Here is a 22,827-nt window from a genome sequence, read left to right on the forward strand (position 1 = left end):
CTCGCCGTGCGCCAGTGCCCGAATTCGATCGGCCTCGGGATGCCCCGGCTCACCATCAAGCGCGCATCTTCGGCCAATGCGATTTTCGATGATACATTGGGACGCTTTGCAACCGTCAACAGACAATCGTGCACGGGAGAAACACATGACCGACGCCTGGGGAACCTTCCCTGCCAGAATGGGCGACCATCAGGCCTTCATCAGCTTCAATAACAGCTATGCGGAAATCGCCGAAAGCGATCCGCGCACGGCGCTGCTCAGCGTGCGCGTCACGCTTGCACATCCGACGCCCGACGGCCTGCCGAGCAGCGACGAGTTTGCCGATCTCACCAGGATCGAGGATCTGCTCGATGCCGCCGTGATCGCGAAAGACGGGGTGCAGGTTGGCCGCATCACCGTCGACGGCAATCAGGATTTCATGTTCTACGTACCGTTCGACGAAGCAGCCGCGACAGAGATCGTCGACTCGCTGGCCGAACAGACGACCTACGCGCTTCAGTACGCGTACCAGGACGATCCGGACAAGGAGACGTACTGGCGCACGCTCTACCCGACCGACGACGACTGGCAGTTGATGCGCGACATGCGCGTGCTCGAAGCGCTGCGGCAGCAAGGCGACGCGAGCGACGTGAACCGGCGCGTGATGCACTGGGCGTACTTCCCGGAGCCGAGCGACGCGCACCAGTTCGCCGACTGGGCCGAAGCGAAAGGCTATCCGGTCGAATCGGTCGCGCCGACCGAGGACGGCAAATCGGCCGTGCGGTTTGCGCACGAAGGCGCGACGACGCTGGCCGACATCACGCGCCATACGCTCGCGATCAATCGCGAAGTGCGCTCGCTCGGCGGCAAATACGACGGGTGGGAAACCAGCGTCGAGCAGGCCGGCTGAGCGGGCAGCAACACGCGATGCGTTGCACGTAACCGGGTCTCGACAGGCTCGGGGCAAAAAACATCCCGGCGGCGCGGTGACACGCCGCCGGGATCAAGGCATCACCGGCCCAGACCGGCAATGGGCCCAAGCGATCGCTTGAGCACGAGGAAAGCGATTCATGCGGAGCAGGCGAACGGATGCCGGGGCGCGAAACGCAGCCAGCCGAACGCCTGTCCGGTTGCTCCGACGCGGCCTGCATGCGTCGGACGGCCAAAAAGCCCCGCTCCTGCGCGAGCGAGCGGGGAAACGGTTGACCGGGCCGGGGTAGATCGGTCAACCGGTCAGATTGTGAATCTCCGCCCGTGCAATCGTCTGTGCGGCAACTCACCCTTTCAACCGGAAAGCCCGTGTGCTGTGCGAATCGCGTGGCGCGCCCGAAGCAATAGCGGTGGCCGGTGCGAACACTGCCGCCGAGATGCGCGGGCAGGTAGACGATGTCGTGCATTTCTGGCGTTCCAGCTGACGCGCGGCCCATCGATGGTCTTGTCGTATCTGCCGCCTTCGAACCGCATCGCGACATGTTTCGAGTCCGGCTTTTTTGATCGCGTGCCAGGCTCGGCCAAGTCGCGCGCATGATCGCGACGACGCTATCTCAATGTCGTTGTTCCGGATTCTCGTGAACCGATGTTTGCGACTTCCGGAATCGCCTTCAGGATTTACGGACCCGTCGCTACGCTGGGCCGTCTGTCAACCGGCCGGCAATCATATCGATCCAGTCCAGATTGCTCTCGATTTCGACGACGACCTCGCTGACGAGCGCTCAGCGGCCGGCTCATCGCCGGGGACAGCACCGGCCGTAGCGGCATTCGCCGCGGTGATTTCGACGCGCGGTACGGGATGCGGGCCGACCTGTTGCTCCAGCCCGTCGACAATATTTGCGCGCGCGGCCTCTTCGTCGGCAAAATCGTTCCGTGTGAGGAAACGGTCGCACATGATCCACTCGACCGTCTTGCCTCGCGAAATCAAATCCAGTTGCCAGTCGGTCACATCGACACGGCCGGTTTCCCGGGTGTCGAGCATCGCGGTGAAGCGGCAATCGAGATACTCAATCTCAAGTGCCGGCGACATGATTTTCTCCGGCCACGCCGCCCGTTGGTGCGGGTGATGCCCCATGCCTGTCCGGTTTCACGCGCTGTGTGAATCTTGTGTGACTTTCATCGCGCGTGTCATTCGAACCGGGGTATCGCGATATTCTCGTAAGATGTCGATGTCGGCTGAAAACGCATGACCGGGTCGCGCCAACAACTGCTCCGTGACCGGTTCCTTGCGCCGTTCGGTCATACATGATTCGCCGTTCGTATTCCGGGCATCCGCCTGCTACGCGGCCGTGGCCGTGATCGCGCTGCTACACCCCCACAAAAAATCGCATGCGCCATCAGAGGCAATAATGACACTCGCTCGGGCACAACAAGACGGCGTGGAGGTCTGGATCATCCAGCTTCCCGGACACGCCGCCTATACCTATACGCATCTGAAGCGGGTATTCGCCTCCGACGACTCGCGACATCGTGTCGTGACGGTCGACCTGAGGAAACTGCTGGCCTGCGCCGACCGCGACACGACCGATTATGTGCTGCCGTCGGTGCAGTACTGGGCGCCGGGCAAGGCTGCCGGCATTCGCGAATTCCTCGACCCGGACGCGGCGAGGATTCCGGACATGCCGTTCATCACGTTTCGCGAGACGAGAACGCGGACGCTGCTCGGCATCCCGGGCCTGTCGAAAATCGGTGTCGCGTCGTTCCGCAACGGTCAGCATCGTGCGCGCTATCTCGCGTATGCGGGCGCGACGAGCCTGCCCGTCGAAGTACATGAAACAGAGGCGGATTTGCTCGTACGTTATTGCGGCGAGTAACAGCCTACATCCGGCGGTTGTCCGCGACGGACATCTCGCGAGCAGCCGTTCTGTTCACTGCCTGCCACTCTCCGCCTTTACGCCTCGATTACGTAGACCCGGTCAGTCACTTCCGTTAGGCCGATATGGCTCGTTTCGACAGTGAGCAATTGCCAGCCATTGTGTTCGTAGAAACCGATCGCGCGAACATTGTCGTCGAGCACGGACAAATGAACCTTGCCCGAGCCGATATTTCTGGCCCACGCGCGAACGGCTTCGATCATGCGCTTTCCCGTACCGCTTCCGTGATGGTCGGGATGTACGTGAAGACAATCGAGCAGAACGCCACGCGCCGAATCGACCGGCTTTTCAGCGCTCACGAAACCAACCGGAACGCCATCCGATTCCGCAATCAGCACGAGCCCCCACTCGGCTTCGTTGCGATCGAAATAATTTCGCCAGCGGGTTGCGTGTTCCGTCGGCACCTCATCGGACAGATAGGCCGCCGGAAGGATATGGCTATACGCGCTCTGCCAGCTCAGTGTGTGCAAGCGAGCGATGCGTTCGGCATCGTGTGGTGTCGCGCTGCGCAGAATGACGGTTCGGTTTTCCGGCATGCGTGGTGACTCCCGTTGAGTGATCGTGGCCGGGAAAGTGTAGCAATCGCGATATTTCAACGGCGCGTTGAATCGCGAATCGCGCGAAATGGCGTAGCCCAAAAAAATGTCCCGACGCCTTCCGGGGCGTCGGGACCGAACGGCCCTGCAAAGCTGCGGGCACGAGGAATTTGATAGATTACACGAATGCAAGACTGTGAAGTGTTGGCGGTTTGCGCCACATCACGGTTCTATTCCGCCAATTTGCATGTCGATGATCGTTTTAAGACCGCCGCTTTACGTCGCGGATTCATAAGCGAATTCATCGAGCAGCCTTTCGTACTGTGCTCGATATCCAGGTAATCGCAGTCGACCATCGGGCGTGAAAGACTTCAGCTTAGTGGCGCTTCCGGGCCATGCATCCCCACCCGTCATAATGCAGCCCGTAGCGCAAGCTGACGCACGCCATGAAACCGGAGACGAACAAGATGTTGTGCTGTTTTATGCGTGGCCGAATGAGCTGCGCCCATCAGCACGCAGTCGCTGCCGGGTCTCGACTGCCATATCCCGATCGAATGAACTGGGCAAGAATGATCGTCGCGCCATTGACTCTGTCCAGCACGGCTCGTATATCAGTTTCTCGATGCACGCCACAGCTGGATGCCGTCATCGAAAGAACGAGCGAAGTGCGACAGCGCAAGGTCGACAGCCTGCTTTCCCCCTCACCGCGACGGACAAACGTATTCGAAGAGTGAAACGTGCGCGCGGCAAGACGTCTTGTACAGCCAGATCGATCGTACGGCGCCGCGAACACGACGCGGTCCATGAATCGAGATGCCAATGCCTACGACTTCGCGGCACTCGCGAATCCGGACAATAAACATCGGCACGACGATCGACGGAAGGGTAAAACCACAGGCGCGACGACGTGAATTCCGAAATGACGTTTTCCGTTCCGAATTCACACCGCGGAAAGCAAAACAGGCGCCGAAGCGCCTGTTTTGTTTGAGAATTTTGGGGTGGCTGATGGGACTCGAACCCACGACGACAGGAATCACAATCCTGGACTCTACCAACTGAGCTACAGCCACCACTGATACTGCCTTGTTTCTTCGCTGTTTCGTTTCGTGTTCAGCAGCGAAGAACAAGATTATACGAAGACTTTTCCGTCTTGCAAAGCATTTTTTTCAAAATTTTCGATGGCGTCGTTCAGATGCGTGCGTGCCTCGTCGAACACGGCCAGATCGCCACGCGCGAGCTTCTTGTTGTCGGACAGCACGCGACGCCAGCCACGCGCCCCCGCGACGCCACGATAGAGCCCGAGCGCATGCCGGACGATCGCGCCGAGATACGTGCCGCGCTTCAGCTCCGCCGCGCAGTATTCGATCAACTGCGCCTCGGCCTCTTCACGCGTCGGCACCGCAGCGGTCGATCCGTAGAAGCGCGCATCGACTTCCGCGAGCACATACGGATTGTGATACGCCTCGCGTCCGAGCATCACGCCGTCGACGTGCTCGAGATGCAGCGCGACTTCGTCGAGCGTCTTGATCCCGCCGTTGATCACGATCTCCAGCGACGGGAAATCGCGCTTCAGCTGATACGCATAATCGTACTTGAGCGGCGGGATCTCGCGGTTCTCCTTCGGCGACAGCCCCTTCAGGATCGCATTGCGCGCGTGCACGACGAACGTCTCGCAACCCGCTTCCGCAACCGTGCCCACGAAGTCGCGCACGAACGCGTAATCCTCGACCGCGTCGACGCCGATCCGGTGCTTGACCGTCACCGGTACCGACACCGCATCGCGCATCGCCTTCACGCAGTCGGCCACCAGTTGCGGCTCGTTCATCAGGCACGCGCCGAACGCACCACGCTGCACGCGCTCGGACGGGCATCCGCAATTCAGGTTGATCTCGTCATAACCCCACTGCTCGCCGAGCTTCGCCGCGCGTGCGAGGTCGTCCCGCTCGCTGCCGCCAAGTTGCAGCGCGACCGGCGATTCGTTCGGCGTGAATGCGAGGTGCCGCTGGGCATCGCCGAACAGCAGCGCGCCCGTCGTGATCATTTCCGTATACAGCCACGTGTCGCGCGTCAGCGTGCGATGGAACGACCGGCAATGACGGTCGGTCCAGTCGAGCATGGGCGCCACGGATACGCGGCGGGGAGGAAGCGAGGACGGTGCGGACATGGAATTCGGGGCAGCAAGCGGCGCGGGAGACAACCCGATATTTTACCGCAACGCGGCCGAGCCGACCCGCCAGCCGGAATCGACTAGGCCTGGCCGCCCTCGCCCAGTTCGGTATCGACGGCTCGCCGCGCCTCGTCGAGCACGCGTTCGATCACGCGCCGTTCGGTCAGCAGCACGCCGTCGACCTTCACGAGCCGCCAGTCGATCCGCACGGCGCCGCCTTGCAGCACGCGGTAGTGGGCATGCTCGCCGTCCCAGACCTGCTCGGTCTTCACCTCGATCTCGAAGCCGCGGTACGGCTCGCTGAAATCGCCGAGATCGCTGCCTCTCGGTTCCATCGCTCGCTCCGTGGCGACGCAGCGCCGAACCGCGCCCTGCGGCCGGCGCCGTGCGCTCAATCGTATTCGTTAGACAAAACGGATTTACCGTCGTCGGTGAGGTCGACACGGTTGGCGGCCGCCTGATAGATCAGCCCTTCGTTCAGCAACGCATAGACGACGTCGTCGAACGCGGCGGGAACCGGCCGGCTGTCGCCGAACTGATCGATCCACTTCAGCGCCTCGATGGCTTCGGGAGAAAGGATGGGGGTCATGCGTTGGCCTCCGGCATCAGTGTCGTTCCATCCTAGCACTTCATATCGACATCGAATACCGCGACAAACGCGCGACGGAACAACCACCCGCCGTGGCCGAGCGGCCAGGCGCGCGGACGAGCGGTCGGCCCGTCCGCGCCGCACGGCGGCGGCACGCACTCAGAGGCGTGCGATCGAGACTTCGGTCGACTTCACGAGCGCGACGACTTCCGCGCCGACCTTCAGTTCGAGTTCGTCGACCGAACGGGTCGTGATCACCGACGTGACAATGCCGAACGGCGTCTCGACGTCGACCTCGGACACCACGGGCCCGCGAATGATCTCCTTCACCTTGCCTTTGAACTGGTTACGCACGTTGATTGCAGTGATGCTCATCGGGTTGATCGCTCCGAAGAAAAAGTCTGAGAACGGGCGGCGGGTGCCGCCCGGATTTAAACGGCCCAGCGGATCTGCCCGACCGGTCGTACGTTATCGACGTCAAGCGCCGCGCGCTGATCGGCTGCCCCGGACCCGCCGGCCAGCACGCGTTGCAGCACGTGATCTTCCAGCGCCGCGAACGCGGCCGATGCACGAGCGCGCGGCCGTTCGAGCGGCACGGGCTGATCGAGGGCGACGCGGCCCTGCTCAATGAGCAGGATCCGGTCGCCGAGCGCGACGGCTTCCTGCACGTCGTGCGTGACGAGCAGCGCGGTAAACCGGTGCTCGCGCCACAACCGCTCGATCAGCGCATGCATCTCGATGCGGGTCAGCGCGTCGAGCGCGCCGAGCGGCTCGTCGAGCAACAGCAACTGCGGCCGGTGCACGAGCGCACGCGCGAGCGCGACACGCTGCCGCTGGCCGCCCGACAACTGCGCAGGCCAGTCGTTCGCGCGCTCGAGCAAGCCGACTTCGTCGAGCACCGCGCGCGCCTGATCGCGCGCGCCGCGCCCGAGGCCCAGCATCACGTTCTGCAGCACGGTTTTCCACGGCAAGAGCCGCGCGTCCTGGTACATGATCCGCGTATCGAGCGCGCCGCCGCCCTCGCCACGCGTCACGAGCGCGCCGCTGCTCGGCTGCTCGAGCCCCGCGACGAGACGCAGCAGCGTGGACTTGCCGCAGCCGCTGCGCCCGACGATCGCGACGAAACTGCCGCGCGCGATGCCGAGTTCGACGTTGTCGAGCACCGTGCGCTCGCCGAAGCGCTTGCTCACGCCGGACAGCGTCACCGCATCGTCCGGTGCCGGGCTGCCCGTGCGCCGCCGCGCGAGCGGCACGACGGATGCGCTGCCGTCCCGGTCGACGATCGCCGCGTCTCGCGCGTCGTCGTCGGTCACGCGCGCCTGCGCCAGTTCGGCCTCGAGATCTGCGCCGGCAAGCGGGCCGTAGACGGCCGCCGAAGTCGTCGCATTCATGCCTTTGCTCCTGATTGATAAGCGGGGTGCCAGCGCAGCGTCACGCGCTCGATCCATTTCGCCAGCACGTCGGCCAGCTTGCCGAGCACCGCATACAGCAGGATCCCGACCACCACCACGTCGGTTTGCAGGAATTCACGCGCGTTCATCGTCATGTAGCCGATGCCCGACTGCGCGGAAATCGTTTCCGCGACGATCAGCATCACCCACATCAGCCCGAGCGCGAAACGCACGCCGACGAGAATCGACGGCAACGCACCGGGCAGAATCACGTCGCGGTACAGCGCAAAGCCGCGCACGCCGTAGCTCTTCGCCATCTCGATCAGGTTCGCGTCGACCGAGCGGATCCCGTGATACGTGTTGATGTACACCGGGAAGAACACGCCGAGCGCGACGAGGAACAGCTTCGCCTTCTCGTCGATACCGAACCACAGGATCACGAGCGGGATCATCGCGAGCGCCGGGATGTTGCGAATCATCTGGATCGTCGAATCGAGCGCGACCTCCGCCGCTTTCGACAGACCGGTTGCGAGCCCCAGCGCCAGGCCGACGCCGCCGCCGATCGCAAAGCCGAACAGCGCACGCCACGTGCTGACCTTCACGTTCGCCCACATCTCGCCCGACGTCACGAGCGACCATGCCGCGCGCACGACCGCGACGGGTTCGGGCAGCACGCGGGTCGACAGCCAGCCGACGCGCGCGCCGACTTCCCATGCGGCCAGCAACGCGAGCGGCACGAGCCACGGCGCGATGGCGCGCCATGCACGGGCGGCCAGCACGGCGCCCGTCGTCGACGTTTTCGTTGTCATCGCAGGCCTCCTTCGTTCAGCTCTGGCCGGCCTTCGGCAGGTAGTTGTTGCCGACGATCTCGCCGAACGGGCCCGACAGCGGGCCGGTCGCCTTTTCCGCGCCCTTGCCCTTGATCAGCGGAAACACGAGTTCGGCGAAACGGTACGACTCCTCGAGATGCGGATAGCCGGACAGGATGAACGTCTCGATGCCGAGATCCGCGTATTCGCGCATGCGCGCCGCAACCTGCTCGGGGTTGCCGACGAGCGCGGTGCCCGCGCCGCCGCGCACGAGACCGACGCCGGCCCACAGGTTCGGATACACCTCGAGCGCTTCGCGGCCCCCGCGCTTGCCGCCGTGCAGCGCGGCCATGCGGCGCTGGCCTTCCGAATCCATGTTCGCGAACGCCGTCTGCGCGCGGGCGATCGTGTCGTCGTCGAGACGGCTGATCAGGCGCTCGGCATCGCGCCATGCTTCGTCCTCGGTTTCGCGCACGATCACGTGCATGCGAATGCCGAACTTGATCTTGCGGCCGCGTGCTTCCGCACGTGCGCGAATATCCGCGATCTTCTTCGCGACGGCCTCGGGCGGCTCGCCCCAGGTCAGATAAGTGTCGATGTGATCCGCGGCGATCGTGTGCGCGGCCGGCGACGACCCGCCGAACCACAGCGGCGGATGCGGGTGCTGCACGGGCGGATAAAGCGCCTTGCCGCCTTTCGACTGAAGATGCTTGCCGATGTAGTCGAAGCCGCCGTTCTCGTGCGACGCGGACAGCAGCCCGCGCCAGATGTGCAGGAAATCGTCGGTGATCTCGTAGCGCGTATCGTGATCGGCGAACAGGCCGTCGCCTTCGAGTTCGGCCGAATCGCCGCCCGTCACGACGTTGATCAGCAGGCGGCCGCCCGACAGACGGTCGAACGTCGCGGCCATCCGCGCCGCCAGCCCGGGCGAGGCGATACCCGGACGCACGGCGACCAGGAACTTCAGGCGCTGCGTTGCCGGAATCAGGCTCGACGCGACGACCCACGCATCCTCGCAGGAACGACCGGTCGGCAGCAGCACGCCGTCGTAACCGAGCGTGTCGGCCGCAACGGCGACCTGCTTGAAATAATCGTAATCCGCGGCGCGCGCGCCTTCGGCGGTGCCGAGGTAACGGCTGTCGCCGTGCGTGGGGATAAACCAGAAAACATTCATCTGCTGCTCCTGCTTGACTGTCCTTGCCGGAATCGGGATAAAGCGAGGCCCTGCTCGCGTCGCGGATGAGCGGCGCATGCATGGTGTGCGTTCGAGTCGGGATGGCTCGCCGGTCAGGCCGTGCAGCGGGCGAGTACGCGATTGCACGGCTGTTTCTGGGAAATCAGTCTAGGGATCGGTGCAGGGCTTTGGAACGATTTTTTTGAGCTTAGGTTTTCCGCTTTCGTGATTAGCACGACGCTCCAGCGAATATCGCGGCAGCCGGGCCCTATAATGTCGCACCTATCCGAATAACTCCGCGCGGACGGCCCCGGCCAGCCGCGCCTGCAATGCACTCATCGATGCAGAAAGTCATCCTGCCGTTCCTGTCCGGCTTCCTGGCCGCCCTCTTCTTTCGCGAAGCCACGCTCGCGCTGCTGCACACGGCCGATCTGATTGCCGCAGCCGGGTTCTCCACACAACCGTTCGCGCCGCTCGGCATTCCTGAATTTGTCGCGAACGCGTTGATCAGCGCGTGCTGCGCGGTTCCGATGGCGTGGCTGTTGCGCGTGTCGCCGGAGCGCGAAGCACCGTGGATCGGCGCGCTGGTGTTCGGCGGCATCGTGCTGACGGCCGCGCGCGTGTTCGCGATCGATCCGCTGCGCGGAATCTGGCCGTCGGGCAACATGATGCCGGTGCTCGCGGCCGGTTTCGCGGCGAACGCGGTCTGGGGCTTCGGTGCGCTCGTGTTCATGCGCGCCTTCATGTCGGACGACGCCGGCGACGAGTAAGACGTACGGCTTCGGTTCGGCCCCTGCGCCCCTGCCCGTCGCAGCCGAATCGAATCGGCATCCGCAAATGAAAAGGCCGCCTGCATGTGTGCAGGCGGCCTTTTTGCTTCGTCGCAGGATACCGCGCCGCGTCAGTCCTTCAGGCTGCGCAGCGGATGCGTGCCGGACGTCCACGGGCTGTCGAACATCGCGAGCACATCGGCCCGGTCGACATCGGCCGTCGTCTTGAAACGCCAGGCCGGCTGGTGATCCTTGTCGACGATCAGCGCGCGCACGCCTTCGATCACGTCGCCCCGCGCAAAAGTCGAACGCGTGAGGTCGAGATCGCGCCGCAGGCAATCGGCCATCGTCGCACCACGGGCCCGCTCGACGACTTCGAGCGACACGGCCATCGACAGCGGCGACAACTGGCCGCGCATCGCGTGCGTCGCCTTCTCGACCCACCCGTCCACCGCCGCACAATCCTGCTCGGCATCGAGCGACGCGAGGATCGCACCGATCTCGGGTTGCGCGAAATGCCGATCGATCCCCGCGCGCGCGTCGGCCAGCGCCGACGTGTCGGGCGTCGGCACGACCTTGTGCGCGACGGCCGCCTCGGCCACGCACGCGACGGCCTGCGCACCGCTGTCGATGCGCGCGCTGCGCAACGTGTCGAGCAGCGCCGGCAGCGCGGCGTCCGGGAGATAAACGTCGGCGAGCTGCGCATACAGCGCACCGGCCGCGTCGAGCGTCGCGCCGGTCACCGCGAGATAGCGGCCGAGCGCGCCCGGCGTGCGCGCGAGAAACCAGCTCATCCCGACGTCCGGAAACAGGCCGATGCGCGTTTCGGGCATCGCCATCTTCGTCGAATCGGTGACGACGCGCAGGCCGCCCGTATGCCGCGCCGCCTGCGAAATGCCCATGCCGCCCCCCATCACGACGCCGTGCATCAGCGCGATGTACGGCTTCGGATAGGCGAAGATCGTATGGTTGAGCGTGTATTCCTCGATGAAGAACGTGTCGACCGCGTCGCGATCGCCGCGCTGCCACGCGTCGTGGAAGAAGCGCACGTCGCCGCCCGCGCAGAACGCGCGCGGATGCGGGCTGTGCACGACGACGGCGACCACCTCGGGATCGTCGCGCCATGCGTCGAGCGCCTGCTGCATCAGGCGGATCATGCCGACCGACAGCGCATTCAGCGCCTTCGGCCGGTTCAGTTCGAGAAACCCGATACGGTTCGCGACATGCGTGCGCACGTCGGGCTGCGCGGATTCAGCGGAAGTGGAATCGGTCATGTGAGCCATCCGGCGTATCGCGGACGCACGCTCAGTGCGCCTGCATCTTCGAGAACAGGTTCAGCACCACGACACCTGCGACGATCAGTCCGAGGCCGATCACCGCCGGCACGTCCGGCACCTGACGATAGAGGAGCATCGCGACGAGCGTGATCAGCACGATGCCGGCGCCCGACCACACCGCATAGATGATGCCGACCGGCATCGTGCGCAGCGTGAGCGACAGACAGTAGAACGCGACGCCGTAACCGGCCACGACGAGCGCCGAAGGCCAGAAGCGCGTGAAGCCGTCGGCCGCGCGCAGCGCGGACGTGCCGATCACTTCCGCGACGATCGCGATCGCGAGCCATGCGTAACCTGGCAGTTGCATCGTTCAGCTCCTTGCGAGCGCCAGCACGGCGTAGTCCTGCCCGAGCTCGGCGCAGAGCACTTCGACGACGAACTCGTGATCCGCGCGCTGCGGCAGCCCCGATGCGGTGATCGAGCCGATCACGCCCGCCCCCGCCACGGTCAGCGGAAACGAGCCGCCGTGCGGCGAGTATTCGGAGAGCGGCAGCCCGTGCTTGTCCGCGAGCGTGGCGCCGGCCTGCTGCATGCGCAGGCCGATCGCATACGAGCTGCGGCGGAAATGCGCGACGACGTTGCGCTTGCGGCGCACCCAGTCGGCGTTGTCGGGCGTCGCACCCGCGAGCGCCGCATAGAACAGCGGCTGCCCGAACGTGACGATGTCGATCGCGACCGCGTGGCCGCGCGACGTCGCGAGCGCATGCATGCGGTTGCCGAGCGCCCACGCGCGTGCCGGGTCGAAATGGGGAAACACGAGCGCCTGTTCCTGCGCGCCGATCGATTGCAGATCGTGAGCGATGTCCATGAATCCGTCGATGCAGTAGAGAGGGTTGCAACGGCGCCGATGCAATCGCGCACGGCACCGCTACAGGAATGACGACACAAGCAAACCGCTCGATTCTAGCGCACGCGCCTGCCGTACCGGCCCCACAAGTGATGTACAAGGGATTGCAACGTGATTGTCAGAAAGTGCTTGCATGCACTAGGGTTAGCCCATATAATTCAATTCTTCGACGGACGCGGGGTGGAGCAGTCTGGCAGCTCGTCGGGCTCATAACCCGAAGGTCGTAGGTTCAAATCCTACCCCCGCAACCAACGTCCCGATTCGATACGAAAAGCCCGGCCCAGCGCCGGGCTTTTCGTTTTCCGCGCACGATCCTGCGCACTGCCCGCTGCGCTTCGCACAGCATGCGGCACACATGCGCGGCCGTTCGAGAATGCCCCGCCCCGGTGATACACTCGCATCACCTCGTCCCTTCCACTCGACATGAAATTCTGCTCCGTCTGCGGTCACGAAGTCATCGCGCGCATTCCTCCGGGCGACAACCGCGAGCGCTTCGTTTGCGATCACTGCGGCACGATCCATTACCAGAATCCCCGTAACGTGGTCGGCACGGTGCCGGTCTGGGGCGATCAGGTTCTGCTGTGCCGCCGCGCGATCGAACCGCGCTACGGATTCTGGACGCTGCCGGCAGGCTTCATGGAAATGGGCGAGACGACGGCCGAAGCCGCCGCGCGCGAAACGCTCGAGGAAGCCGGCGCGCGCGTCGAGGTGCAGAACCTGTTCACGCTGCTCAACGTACCGCACGTGCACCAGGTCCATCTGTTCTACCTGGCGCGGCTCGTCGATCCGGCCTACGAGGCCGGCGAGGAAAGCCTCGAAGTCAAACTGTTCGACGAAGCCGACATCCCGTGGGACGAGATCGCGTTCCCGACCGTCAGCCAGACCCTGCGCTTCTTCTTCGCCGATCGTGCCACCGGCGACTACGGCGTGCATACCGGCGATATCTTCCGCTCGCTGCGCAACGGCTGAGCCCGCGACCCATGGTCCCCTGGCTCGGTCCGGACGACCCGTTCCCGCCCATCGAGCGCGCGCTCGGCCCCGAAACCGGCGCGCCGGGGCTGCTCGCCGCGAGCGCCGACCTGCTGCCTTCGCGCCTCATCGACGCGTACCAGCGCGGCATCTTCCCGTGGTATTCGGACGGCCAGCCGGTGCTGTGGTGGAGCCCCGACCCGCGGATGATCCTCGCGCCGGATGAATTCAAGGTGGCGCCGTCGCTGCGCAAGACGCTCAGGCGCGTGCTGCGCGAGCCGGCGTGGGAAGTGCGCGTCGATTACGACTTTCCGGGCGTGATGCGCGCGTGCGCGCAGGCGCCGAGGCGCGGACAGCGCGGCACGTGGATCACGGCCGAAATCATCGACGCCTATACGTCGCTCTATCGCTCCGGCAACGCGCACAGCATCGAGACATGGCATGACGGACGCCGTGTCGGCGGCCTGTACGGCGTCTCGTTCGGGCGGATGTTTTTCGGCGAATCGATGTATGCGGACGCCACCGACGCGTCGAAGATCGCGCTGGCCGCGCTCGTCGCCCACCTTCGCGACCAGGGGCTGGAGATGATAGACTGCCAGCAGAATACGTCGCATCTAGCGTCGCTCGGTGGCCGCGAGATCGCACGCAAGGCCTTTGTCGCTCACGTGCGCCGCGCGGTAGCCGAACCGCCGATTCCGTGGCAGTTCGACAAGCGCGTGCTCGCCGCGCTGACGGGCCCCGCCGAACCGGCGGCGCCCTCCGGGATCGAGCGCTAGCGCGGCACTCCTTCCCTGCATCGAGAGCTGCCCATGACTCACCCGACTGAGCTGCCGCTTTCACCGCTTTCGGCGTTGCAATTCTATGCAACGGCGCCCTATCCGTGCAGCTATCTGGACGGCCGCATCGCGCGCTCGCAAGTCGCGACGCCGAGCCATCTGATCAACTCCGACATCTATACCGAGCTCGTGAAGGCCGGCTTCCGTCGCTCAGGCGTGTTCACCTATCGCCCGTACTGCGACGGCTGCCGCGCATGCGTCCCCGTGCGCGTGCCCGTCGGCGCGTTCACGCCATCGCGCACGCAGCGCCGGATGTGGAAGCGGCACCGCTCGCTCGTCGCGACGGTCTCGCCGCTGCACTACGACGAGGAACACTACGCGCTCTACATGCGCTACCAGTCGGCACGTCATGCGGGCGGTGGAATGGATCGCGACAGTCGCGACCAGTACGAGCAGTTCCTGCTGCAAAGCCGGATCAATTCGCGCCTCGTCGAATTCCGCGACCTCGACGCACCGGGCGGCGAGCCCGGCAAGCTGCGCATGGTCAGCATGATCGACATCCTCGGCGACGGGCTGTCGTCGGTCTATACGTTCTTCGAGCCCGACGACCAGCACACGAGCTACGGCACCTACAACATCCTGTGGCAGATCGAGCAGGCGAAGAGCCTCGGCCTGCCGTACGTGTATCTCGGCTACTGGATCCGCGAAAGCCCGAAGATGGCCTACAAGGCGAACTTCCATCCGCTCGAAGGATTGCTCGACGGCCGCTGGAAGATACTCGATCCGGATCGCGTCGATCTGCCGCCGGTGGACGCCGCGCTCGCCCGCGCGCCGCTGCCCGGCGGGCATTCCGGGTCGAACTGACGCGCGCGCCGGCGACGCGGCACGGCTCCGGCAACGGGCACCGTTTGGGCTCGATGCGAGGGCTGCCGCGCCGCGCGAGAGGCACGCCACAGGCGCCAGCGAACCGAACCCCGCCCTTGCCGCGCAACTCCCGGTAAAATAGCGGGTTGTCATTCATTCCGGCCGTCCGCCCAATTCCCGTGTTCAGTTCCCTCTATCCGCTGGCCCGCGCATCCCTGTTCAAGATGGATGCGGAAGACGCTCACCACCTCACGCTGCGCGCGCTCGGCGCCGCCGGCCGCACGGGCCTCGCCTGCGCGCTGTCGGCCCGCGTGCCCGACGCGCCGCGCACCGTGATGGGGCTCACGTTCCGCAACCCGGTCGGCCTCGCCGCCGGCCTCGACAAGGACGGCGCGGCCATCGACGGCCTCGCGTCGCTCGGTTTCGGCTTCATCGAAGTCGGCACGGTCACGCCGCGCCCGCAGCCGGGCAACCCGCGCCCGCGGATGTTCCGCCTGCCGCAGGCCGAGGCGCTGATCAACCGGATGGGCTTCAACAACCACGGCGTCGACCAGTTCGTGAAGAACGTCCAGGCGGCCCGCTATCGCGGCATCCTCGGCCTGAACATCGGCAAGAACGCCGACACGCCGATCGAGCGCGCGGCGGAGGATTATCTCTACTGCCTCGAGCGCGTCTACCCGTTCGCGAGCTACGTGACGATCAACATCTCGTCGCCGAACACGAAGAACCTGCGCCAGTTGCAGGGCGCGGGCGAACTCGACGCGCTGCTCGCCGCGCTGAAGGACAAGCAGCGGCGCCTCGCCGACCTGCACGGCAAGCTCGTGCCGCTCGCGCTGAAGATCGCCCCCGATCTCGACGACGAACAGGTCAAGGAAATCGGCGACACGCTGCTGCGCCACAAGATCGAAGCGGTCATCGCCACCAACACCACGCTGTCGCGTGCAGCCGTGCAGGGCCTGCCGCACGCGGACGAAGCCGGCGGCCTGTCGGGCCGCCCGGTGTTCGACGCGTCGAACGAAGTGATCCGCAAGCTGCATGCGCAAGTCGGCAGCGACGTGCCGATCATTGGCGTCGGCGGCATTTTCTCCGGCGACGACGCGCGCGCGAAACTCGCGGCCGGCGCATCGCTCGTCCAGCTGTACACGGGCTTCATCTATCGCGGCCCGGCGCTGGTCGCCGAGTGCGTGAAGGCCATCGCGCGCGAACGCACCGCGTAATATAGCCATAAACAAACGATATTTAGTGGTCGATTGCATTTTTGCTATCATCAACCGCACAGTCAGGATCATGAGCCCCACTGGGGCAAGGAAGCTCACACGATGAAAATTTCGCTGCTGAAGAAGCTGCTGGTTGCCGGCCTGGTCGGCACGTCGTTCGCCGCGGCCACCGCGCACGCGGCCGACCTCCTCGATCAGGTGAAGCAGCGCGGCACGCTGCGTGTCGGCCTCGAAGGCACGTTCCCGCCGTTCAACTCGAAGAACCCGCAAGGCGAACTCGTCGGCTTCGACGTCGACATCGCGAAGGCGGTGGCCGCGAAGCTCGGCGTGAAGACCGAATTCGTCACGACCGAATGGAGTGGCATCATCGCGGGCCTGCAGGCCGGCAAGTTCGACGTGATCGCCAACCAGGTCGGCATTACCGACCCGCGTAAGGAAACGCTCGACTTCTCGCCCGCGTACACGTATTCGTCCGCGCAACTGATCCAGCGCAAGGACGATCCGCGCCAGTTCAAGTCGCTGGAAGACCTGAAGGGCAAGAAGCTCGGCGTTGCGCTCGGCACCAACTACATGGACATGGCGAAGTCGGTGCCCGGCATCGACGTGAAGACGTATCCGGGCGCGCCCGAGTACCTGCGCGACCTCGCGGCCGGCCGTCTCGACGCGGCACTGAACGATCGCCTGATGCTCGCGTATCTGACGAAGAATTCGCAACTGCCGCTGCGCCCGGGCGCCAACGTCGGTTCGGCGAATCCGTCGGGCATCCCGTTCAAGAAGGGCAACCCGAAATTCCAGAAGGCGATCGACGACGCGATGGCGCAGCTCGAAGCCGACGGCACGTTCACGAAGATCTCGGACAAGTGGTTCGGCATCGACGTAACGAAACCGATCAAGTAAGCACGCCTTTGTTTCCCGCCCGACGGCGGGCCGGAAAGGGCGGCATCCGCAACGATGCCGCCCTTTGTTTTATTGGTCCGGTTTATGATTGCGCTTTCGCGCACGCATTCGATTCGTATTCCATGTCGACAACGTCCCTGCTCGTCCAATCGCTGCCCGTGCTCGCACAAGGTGCCGTCCTGACCGTCAAGTTCGCCGTGCTGTCGATGGTGTTCGGCCTGCTCGGCGCCGTCGTGCTCGCGATGATGGGCATCCGGCAAAGCGAACCGCTCGAAGGCTTCGAGCGCATCTGGGTGAACGCGCTCGCGTGGCTCGCGCGCGGCTACGTGAGCCTGATGCGCGGCACGCCGCTGCTCGTGCAGATCTTCGTGATCTATTACGGGCTGCCGAGCCTCGGCATCTCGCTCGATCCGACGCCGGCCGGCGTCATCGCCCTGTCCGCGAACGTCGCCGCTTACATGTCCGAAAGCATGCGCGGCGCGATCAACGGGATCGCGCGCGGCCAATGGCTCGCCGCATACAGCCTCGGGCTGTCGTGGAGCCAGACGCTGCGTTACGTGATCGGCCCGCAAGCGCTGCGCATCGCGGTGCCGAGCCTGTCGAACAGCCTGATCAGCCTGATCAAGGACACGTCGCTCGTGTCGGTGATCACCGTGACCGAACTGCTGCGCAGCGCACAGGAAGTGATCGCGGCGACCTATCAGCCGCTGCCGCTGTACCTGGCCGCCGCGGCCGTGTACTGGGTGCTGTGCCAGATCCTCGAATGGGTCCAGCGCTGGTACGAAAAGCGTCTGTCGCTGCCCGCGCGACACTGAACGCACGTCACGTCATCGTGCCGGGTCGCGCTTGCGCGCCCCGGCATCTGCTTTCCCCGCCCTGCTTCCCGCCCGCGGTGCTTCCCGCTTACTCGCCCGAATAACGCACGCCGAGCGCCGCACGCGCCGCGTCGGTCATCGCGATCATCTGTCGCGAATGGTCGTGCGTCATGATCGGGCTCTCGAGTTTGCCCGCACGCAGCAGGTCGCAGAAATGTTCGGTCTCGTAGTTCAGACCGCCGCCGTCGACCGGCGCGTCGAGCTCGACGGTGCGGCCGTCGGCATAGCGGATCGTCGCGCGCGCGGGGTTCCACCATTTCTCGTGAATCGTCACGTGCCCGCCCGCTGCGGCGATCAGCGCGTCGCCGCGTCCCGTCACGTCGAGCCCGCAAAAGAGCTGAGCGATCCCGCCGTTCGCGTGCTGGCTGTTCAGGCTCGCGAACACGTCGACGCCCGTCGCGCCGATACGACCGAGCGTCTGCACGTCGCGCGCCGCACCGAGCCAGTCGACCGCCAGAAATGCTTCGTAGATCCCGATGTCGAGCAGCGCGCCGCCGGCGCGATCGAGACGATAGACGGAATGATCGTCCGGCATCGACGACGATGCGCAGCCTGCCCGTACAAGCCGGATCTCGCCGATCGGGTCGTCCTGCAGGTGCGCACGCAACTGCCGGTACAGCGGAAAGAACGGCGGCTTCATCGCTTCCATGAAGAGCTGCCGGGCGTCGCGCGCCGCATCGAGCACGGTGTCGAGCTGCGCGGCGTTCAGCGTCGCGGGCTTTTCGCACAGCACGGCCTTGCCGGCCGCGAGCGCGGCCAGCGCGTACTGTGCATGACTGTCGTGGAGCGTGGCGATGTAGATTGCATCGACGTCGCTCGCGAGGAGCGCATCCAGGCTGGCGGCAGGCGTTGCGCCGCTACCGTCGCAAAAGGCGATTGCCGCGTCGGGCCGGCGTGCCCACACGCCGGAGAGCACGGCACCCGGCACGTAAGCGAGGCTTTGTACGAAACGGCGTGCGATGCTGCCTGCGCCGATGATACCGAAGCGCACCGGGCGCTTGTCGAGGTCGTTCATCCGGATCTTCCGTGTCGGTCGTATAACGGCGGCCGGCAGGTTGCCGGCCGGCCGTCATGATAAACGGCTCGACGACTCACGGATGAAACACGGATGACGATGCGCGCCGATATCAAGCGCGCACGGGCACGTCGACGGAGAAATCGCGCGAGATCTCGTCGGCGCTGAAATCGATCAATGCGAGCGACGCCGCTTCGGCTTCGCGCGGATCGCGCCGTTCGATCGCGTCGACGACGCGCGCATGCGCCTTCACCGCGATGTCGTGCGCACCGTCCTTCTGCACGACGCGCGGATTCACGAGACGCACTGCACCGCGCACGATCGCCGCCATCTGCTGGAAGAACTGGTTGCCGCTCGCCTGGACGATCCGCGTGTGCAGCAGCTCGTCCGCCGTGTCGTAACCGGGGTCGCCCGGCTGCAACACCTTGAATGCTTCGAACGCTTCCCGAATGCCCGCGATATCGACGGCCGTCGCACGTACCGCCGCCTGCGCAGTCGCGCGCGGTTCGATCAGCATCCGGAATTCGATGACGTCGCGCATGAACTGGGGATCGGGTTTCGCGCGAAACCGCCAGCTCACCACATCCTCATCGATCATGCGCCAGTCGCGCATCGGTCGAACGCGCGTACCGACTTTCGGACGCACGTCCAGCATGTCGCGCGCAAGCAACATCGACAATGCTTCCCGCATCACCGTACGGCTCACATCGAACTCTTTCGACAGCACGTCCTGCGGCGGCAGAATGCCGCCGTACTTGTCTTCGACGATACCCGCGACAAGCCCATCCATCACTTTGGCGACCAGTGACCGGTCTTTGCCCTGCTCCATGACACCTCCCCGTGCGTCGATTTGCGAACACCTGCTCCGCAGTTCCGCCGGCCCTGGTTACGACTGTTCTTATGATCTATAAGTTGGCGAGTTCGAGGATATTTCGCTATCTGGTAAACACCTGACAGGGTTATCCCTCTTCATGAAGCGGTGATTTATAAGGCCACAAAAAAAGCCCGGGAAGCGCTCTGCGCTTGCCGGGCCGAGATTTCGACACGATTTGAACATGCAAGCCGTTACGGACGATTACGTCCCGCCATGGCGTGCCATTCAACCTGCCAATTTCATTTCAATTCTTTCAATTAGCCGAATAAACAATCGTTTCAACACCGGCTTCCGTACCGAGCAGGCATAGATTCGCGCCGCGCTGGGCGAACAGGCCGACCGTCACCACGCCCGGCCATGCGTTTACCTGCGCTTCGAAACCGCGCGGGTCGGCGATCTGCAGGCCCTTCACGTCGATGATTTCGTTGCCGTTGTCGGTGATGTACGGCGCGCCGTCCTTCGTCACGCGCAGTACCGGCACGCCGCCGAGCGCGGTCACGCGCCGGCCGATCGCCGTGCGCGCCATCGGCACGACCTCGATCGGCAACGGGAACGCGCCGAGCACCGGCACGCGCTTGCTGGCATCCGCGATGCACACGAACGTATCGGCCACCGACGCGACGATCTTCTCGCGCGTCAGCGCACCGCCGCCGCCCTTGATCATCGCGCCGCTCGCGTCGATCTCGTCGGCGCCGTCTACATACACCTGCAGCGACTCGATCTCGTTCAGGTCGAACACCTTGATGCCGTGCGACTTCAGACGCTCGGTGGTCGCGATGGAGCTCGACACGGCGCCGCGATAGCGCGACTTGACGACGGCGAGCGCGTCGATGAAGCAGTTGGCGGTCGAGCCGGTGCCGACGCCGATCACCGCGCCTTCCGGCACGTTGTTGATCACATAATCGGCGGCCGCCTGGCCGACCAGGCGTTTGAGTTCGTCTTGAGTCATGGGAAGGAAATGCTGCGGGATTGCGGAAAACCGCCAGTTTACCGGACTCGGCTGACGGGCCGCGCTTTTTCGGCGGCTGCGGCTGCGTCGTCGGCCGGCGCCGCGCCGGGGAAATACTTGTCGAGCAATGCCTGCGCGATTGCGTCGGTTTCGGCATCCGGATTGCCCGCATAGTCGGACGGCCGAAAATGCATCTGGAATGCCGCGAATACGCGCCGCGTGCGCGCATCGAGCACCCCGTCGGCCGGCACGTCGTAGCCGTAGCGCGCGAGCTTGAGCTGCAACTCGCGCACGTCGACGAGCGCGTGCGGATCCCGACCCGCGAGCCGTGCGGCGACGGTCGCGTCGTCCGGCCACGCGCCGACGCCGGCCTGCGCGAGCGCATGCCACGGGAACAGCGGGCCCGGATCGATCTTGCGTTGCGGCGCGATGTCGCTGTGCCCGACCACGCGCGTCGGCGGAATCGCGTAGCGCGTGACGATGTCCTTCGACAGCCGGATCAGCGCATCGACCTGGGCAGGCGGATACGGCTGCCACGTGCGATTCTCCGGATCGAGCGGGCCGCGGTTCACGTTCTCGATGCCGATCGACGCCGCGTTCAGTTCGGTCGTGCCCTGCCACTCGCTGACGCCGGCATGCCACGCGCGCTTCGCTTCCGGAACGAGCTGGTAGACGACCGGCATCCCGTGTTCGATGCGCGGCTGCGGCGGGATGACGTAATGCACGCTGACCGAATCGCCCGTCAGCGTGCGCAGCGATTTCGCTTCGTCGCTTTCGGTGTAATGCATCACGAGAAAGCGGATGCGCGAATCGGCGCCGCGCGCGTGCAGGCTCGTGTCGGCGTAGTAGGTGCCGCGCTCGACCAGCGACGGCGACGTGCAGGCGGCCAGCAGGCCGAGAACGGCGCACGATGCGCCGAGACGGAACAGGGTCATGGTTCGCGTGTTCGGGAGAGCCGTGTGCCGCGCGCGATCGCAGCACACGTCGTTCGGGTCATGGCGGCCCGCGCATCGCGCCGGGCCGCGTGCATCAGCCCTTCACGCGTCGCTGCCGCACCGCTTCGTACAGGCACACGCCGCTGGCAACCGACACGTTCAGGCTTTCCACGCTGCCGGCCATCGGGATGCTCATCACTTCGTCGCAGGTGTCGCGCGTGAGCCGGCGCATGCCTTCGCCTTCCGCACCCATCACGAGCGCGACCGGGCCGTCGAGCTTCGTTTCGTACAGCGTCGCCGACGCTTCGTCCGACGTGCCGATGATCCACACGCCCGCTTCCTTCAACTCGCGCAGCGCGCGGGCGAGGTTCGTCACCGTGATGTACGGCACCGTGTCGGCCGCGCCGCTCGCGACCTTCGCAGCCGTCGCGTTCAGGCCGACCGCGCGATCGCGCGGCGCGATCACCGCGTGCGCGCCGGCCGAATCGGCGACCCGCAGGCATGCGCCCAGGTTGTGCGGATCGGTGACACCGTCGAGCACCAGCAGCAGCGCCGGGCCCTGGATGCCGTCGAGCAGCTCGGACAGGTTCTGCGCGAGCGGAACGTCCTCGACGCGCGCGACGACGCCCTGATGGCGCTCGGTATGCGCGAGACCCCACAGGCGCGTTTCGTCGGCCGCGATCAGCCGCACGCCCGCTTCCTTCGCGGCGTGCAGGAAGTCCTGCATGCGGCGGTCGCGGCGCGTCTGGTCGTACAGCACCTCCGCAACCGTCGATGCATCGTGCCGCAAGCGTGCGGTCACCGCATGAAAACCGTAAAGAACCTTCAGACGTGACATGACTGGAACAACCTTCGATCAAACGTGCGGCCGCGCAACGCGCGCAGCCGCGGTTCATGGAAAAGGAAAGCGCCGCGTTGCCGGCCGGTGACCGGTAGAACGCGGCGTCTCTCGATACTGCAAGGGCGTACCTGCAAGGGCGCGCGCTTCGCGCC

26 protein-coding genes and 2 tRNA genes are annotated in these 22,827 nt (G+C 65.2%); 10 read left to right on the forward strand and 18 right to left on the reverse strand.

Annotated features, from left to right (window positions below; genetic code table 11):
- Window positions 1-145 precede the first annotated feature (145 nt).
- On the forward strand, window positions 146-889 hold the full coding sequence (locus BME24068_RS10520) for a DUF695 domain-containing protein (RefSeq protein WP_174926025.1): 744 nt from the start codon (window positions 146-148) through the stop codon (window positions 887-889).
- Window positions 890-1,633: 744 nt separating this feature from the next.
- On the opposite strand, the gene BME24068_RS10525 is transcribed toward BME24068_RS10520, so the two are convergent.
- Entirely contained in the window at window positions 1,634-1,999 is a 366-nt protein-coding gene (locus BME24068_RS10525; protein ID WP_239007907.1) for a hypothetical protein, read from the reverse strand.
- A gap of 319 nt (window positions 2,000-2,318) precedes the next feature.
- On the opposite strand from BME24068_RS10525, the gene BME24068_RS10530 reads away from it, so the two are divergent.
- The gene (locus BME24068_RS10530; protein WP_096508342.1) at window positions 2,319-2,783 is read left to right on the forward strand and encodes a plasmid fertility inhibition factor family protein; all 465 of its coding nucleotides are present in this window, start codon (window positions 2,319-2,321) and stop codon (window positions 2,781-2,783) included.
- Between the two features lie 77 nt (window positions 2,784-2,860).
- Here the strand turns inward: BME24068_RS10530 and BME24068_RS10535 are convergent, their stop codons facing one another.
- From BME24068_RS10535 to ssuD, 9 genes are all read right to left on the reverse strand, one after another.
- Window positions 2,861-3,379 (reverse strand): GNAT family N-acetyltransferase, encoded by a 519-nt coding sequence (locus BME24068_RS10535; RefSeq protein ID WP_174926083.1) that lies wholly within the window; start codon window positions 3,377-3,379, stop codon window positions 2,861-2,863.
- Between the two features lie 994 nt (window positions 3,380-4,373).
- Window positions 4,374-4,449: transfer RNA gene (locus BME24068_RS10540), tRNA-His, on the reverse strand.
- 59 nt (window positions 4,450-4,508) lie between these two features.
- Window positions 4,509-5,495 (reverse strand): tRNA dihydrouridine(20/20a) synthase DusA, encoded by a 987-nt coding sequence (dusA, locus tag BME24068_RS10545; protein WP_239007908.1) that lies wholly within the window; start codon window positions 5,493-5,495, stop codon window positions 4,509-4,511.
- Between the two features lie 131 nt (window positions 5,496-5,626).
- Window positions 5,627-5,881, reverse strand: a complete 255-nt coding sequence (locus BME24068_RS10550) for a hypothetical protein (RefSeq protein WP_096508339.1) — start codon at window positions 5,879-5,881, stop codon at window positions 5,627-5,629.
- A gap of 56 nt (window positions 5,882-5,937) precedes the next feature.
- Window positions 5,938-6,135, reverse strand: coding sequence for a hypothetical protein (locus tag BME24068_RS10555; RefSeq protein WP_174926026.1), 198 nt, complete (start codon window positions 6,133-6,135; stop codon window positions 5,938-5,940).
- A gap of 159 nt (window positions 6,136-6,294) precedes the next feature.
- Complete coding sequence (locus BME24068_RS10560; RefSeq protein WP_006400187.1) at window positions 6,295-6,510, reverse strand: TOBE domain-containing protein; 216 nt, start codon at window positions 6,508-6,510, stop codon at window positions 6,295-6,297.
- Between the two features lie 56 nt (window positions 6,511-6,566).
- Window positions 6,567-7,526, reverse strand: a complete 960-nt coding sequence (locus BME24068_RS10565; RefSeq protein ID WP_096508337.1) for an ATP-binding cassette domain-containing protein — start codon at window positions 7,524-7,526, stop codon at window positions 6,567-6,569.
- Window positions 7,523-8,335, reverse strand: a complete 813-nt coding sequence (gene ssuC / locus BME24068_RS10570; protein ID WP_096508336.1) for an aliphatic sulfonate ABC transporter permease SsuC — start codon at window positions 8,333-8,335, stop codon at window positions 7,523-7,525. The genes BME24068_RS10565 and ssuC overlap by 4 nt, the downstream gene beginning before the upstream one ends.
- A gap of 16 nt (window positions 8,336-8,351) precedes the next feature.
- The gene (ssuD, locus tag BME24068_RS10575) at window positions 8,352-9,509 is read right to left on the reverse strand and encodes an FMNH2-dependent alkanesulfonate monooxygenase (protein ID WP_174926027.1); all 1,158 of its coding nucleotides are present in this window, start codon (window positions 9,507-9,509) and stop codon (window positions 8,352-8,354) included.
- Window positions 9,510-9,850: 341 nt separating this feature from the next.
- Between ssuD and BME24068_RS10580 the strand changes: the two genes are divergently transcribed.
- On the forward strand, window positions 9,851-10,279 hold the full coding sequence (locus BME24068_RS10580) for a hypothetical protein (RefSeq protein ID WP_096508334.1): 429 nt from the start codon (window positions 9,851-9,853) through the stop codon (window positions 10,277-10,279).
- A gap of 131 nt (window positions 10,280-10,410) precedes the next feature.
- Here BME24068_RS10580 and BME24068_RS10585 read toward each other — a convergent pair whose 3' ends face one another.
- From BME24068_RS10585 to BME24068_RS10595, 3 genes are read right to left on the reverse strand one after another with little or no spacing between them, the layout of a single operon-like run.
- Window positions 10,411-11,553 carry an enoyl-CoA hydratase/isomerase family protein gene (locus BME24068_RS10585; protein WP_174926028.1) on the reverse strand — a complete coding sequence of 381 codons (1,143 nt, stop codon included), beginning with the start codon at window positions 11,551-11,553 and terminating at the stop codon, window positions 10,411-10,413.
- Window positions 11,554-11,584: 31 nt separating this feature from the next.
- On the reverse strand, window positions 11,585-11,917 hold the full coding sequence (locus BME24068_RS10590) for a DMT family transporter (protein ID WP_390678929.1): 333 nt from the start codon (window positions 11,915-11,917) through the stop codon (window positions 11,585-11,587).
- Between the two features lie 9 nt (window positions 11,918-11,926).
- The gene (locus tag BME24068_RS10595) at window positions 11,927-12,424 is read right to left on the reverse strand and encodes a heme-degrading domain-containing protein (protein WP_096508331.1); all 498 of its coding nucleotides are present in this window, start codon (window positions 12,422-12,424) and stop codon (window positions 11,927-11,929) included.
- A 213-nt stretch (window positions 12,425-12,637) separates the two neighbouring features.
- On the opposite strand from BME24068_RS10595, the gene BME24068_RS10600 reads away from it, so the two are divergent.
- The 7 genes from BME24068_RS10600 (at window position 12,638) to BME24068_RS10630 (ending at window position 18,001) form a co-directional block, all read left to right on the forward strand.
- Window positions 12,638-12,714, forward strand: a tRNA-Met gene (locus tag BME24068_RS10600).
- Between the two features lie 172 nt (window positions 12,715-12,886).
- Window positions 12,887-13,432: an NUDIX hydrolase gene (locus BME24068_RS10605; RefSeq protein ID WP_096508330.1), complete on the forward strand. Its 546-nt coding sequence runs from the start codon at window positions 12,887-12,889 to the stop codon at window positions 13,430-13,432.
- 11 nt (window positions 13,433-13,443) lie between these two features.
- Window positions 13,444-14,208, forward strand: coding sequence for a leucyl/phenylalanyl-tRNA--protein transferase (gene aat, locus BME24068_RS10610; RefSeq protein ID WP_174926029.1), 765 nt, complete (start codon window positions 13,444-13,446; stop codon window positions 14,206-14,208).
- Window positions 14,209-14,241: 33 nt separating this feature from the next.
- A complete protein-coding gene (locus BME24068_RS10615) occupies window positions 14,242-15,072 on the forward strand; it encodes an arginyltransferase (RefSeq protein ID WP_096508328.1) in 831 nt (276 codons plus the stop codon).
- A 179-nt stretch (window positions 15,073-15,251) separates the two neighbouring features.
- Window positions 15,252-16,289, forward strand: coding sequence for a quinone-dependent dihydroorotate dehydrogenase (locus BME24068_RS10620; protein ID WP_096508327.1), 1,038 nt, complete (start codon window positions 15,252-15,254; stop codon window positions 16,287-16,289).
- A gap of 102 nt (window positions 16,290-16,391) precedes the next feature.
- Window positions 16,392-17,186 carry a cystine ABC transporter substrate-binding protein gene (locus tag BME24068_RS10625; protein WP_096508326.1) on the forward strand — a complete coding sequence of 265 codons (795 nt, stop codon included), beginning with the start codon at window positions 16,392-16,394 and terminating at the stop codon, window positions 17,184-17,186.
- Between the two features lie 122 nt (window positions 17,187-17,308).
- A complete protein-coding gene (locus BME24068_RS10630; RefSeq protein ID WP_096508325.1) occupies window positions 17,309-18,001 on the forward strand; it encodes an amino acid ABC transporter permease in 693 nt (230 codons plus the stop codon).
- Window positions 18,002-18,089: 88 nt separating this feature from the next.
- Here the strand turns inward: BME24068_RS10630 and BME24068_RS10635 are convergent, their stop codons facing one another.
- The 5 genes from BME24068_RS10635 to rlmB all read right to left on the reverse strand — a co-directional run bounded on the left by BME24068_RS10635 (window position 18,090) and on the right by rlmB (window position 22,672).
- Window positions 18,090-19,076, reverse strand: coding sequence for a Gfo/Idh/MocA family protein (locus BME24068_RS10635; RefSeq protein WP_174926030.1), 987 nt, complete (start codon window positions 19,074-19,076; stop codon window positions 18,090-18,092).
- A gap of 112 nt (window positions 19,077-19,188) precedes the next feature.
- A complete protein-coding gene (locus BME24068_RS10640; RefSeq protein ID WP_096508323.1) occupies window positions 19,189-19,905 on the reverse strand; it encodes a FadR/GntR family transcriptional regulator in 717 nt (238 codons plus the stop codon).
- Between the two features lie 298 nt (window positions 19,906-20,203).
- Window positions 20,204-20,899, reverse strand: coding sequence for a ribose-5-phosphate isomerase RpiA (gene rpiA / locus BME24068_RS10645; protein ID WP_096508322.1), 696 nt, complete (start codon window positions 20,897-20,899; stop codon window positions 20,204-20,206).
- 38 nt (window positions 20,900-20,937) lie between these two features.
- Window positions 20,938-21,834 (reverse strand): N-acetylmuramoyl-L-alanine amidase, encoded by an 897-nt coding sequence (locus BME24068_RS10650; protein ID WP_174926031.1) that lies wholly within the window; start codon window positions 21,832-21,834, stop codon window positions 20,938-20,940.
- Between the two features lie 94 nt (window positions 21,835-21,928).
- A complete protein-coding gene (gene rlmB / locus BME24068_RS10655) occupies window positions 21,929-22,672 on the reverse strand; it encodes a 23S rRNA (guanosine(2251)-2'-O)-methyltransferase RlmB (protein WP_096508320.1) in 744 nt (247 codons plus the stop codon).
- Window positions 22,673-22,827: the final 155 nt, after the last annotated feature.

Source organism: Burkholderia anthina (assembly GCF_902498995.1).
Taxonomy (GTDB): domain Bacteria; phylum Pseudomonadota; class Gammaproteobacteria; order Burkholderiales; family Burkholderiaceae; genus Burkholderia; species Burkholderia anthina.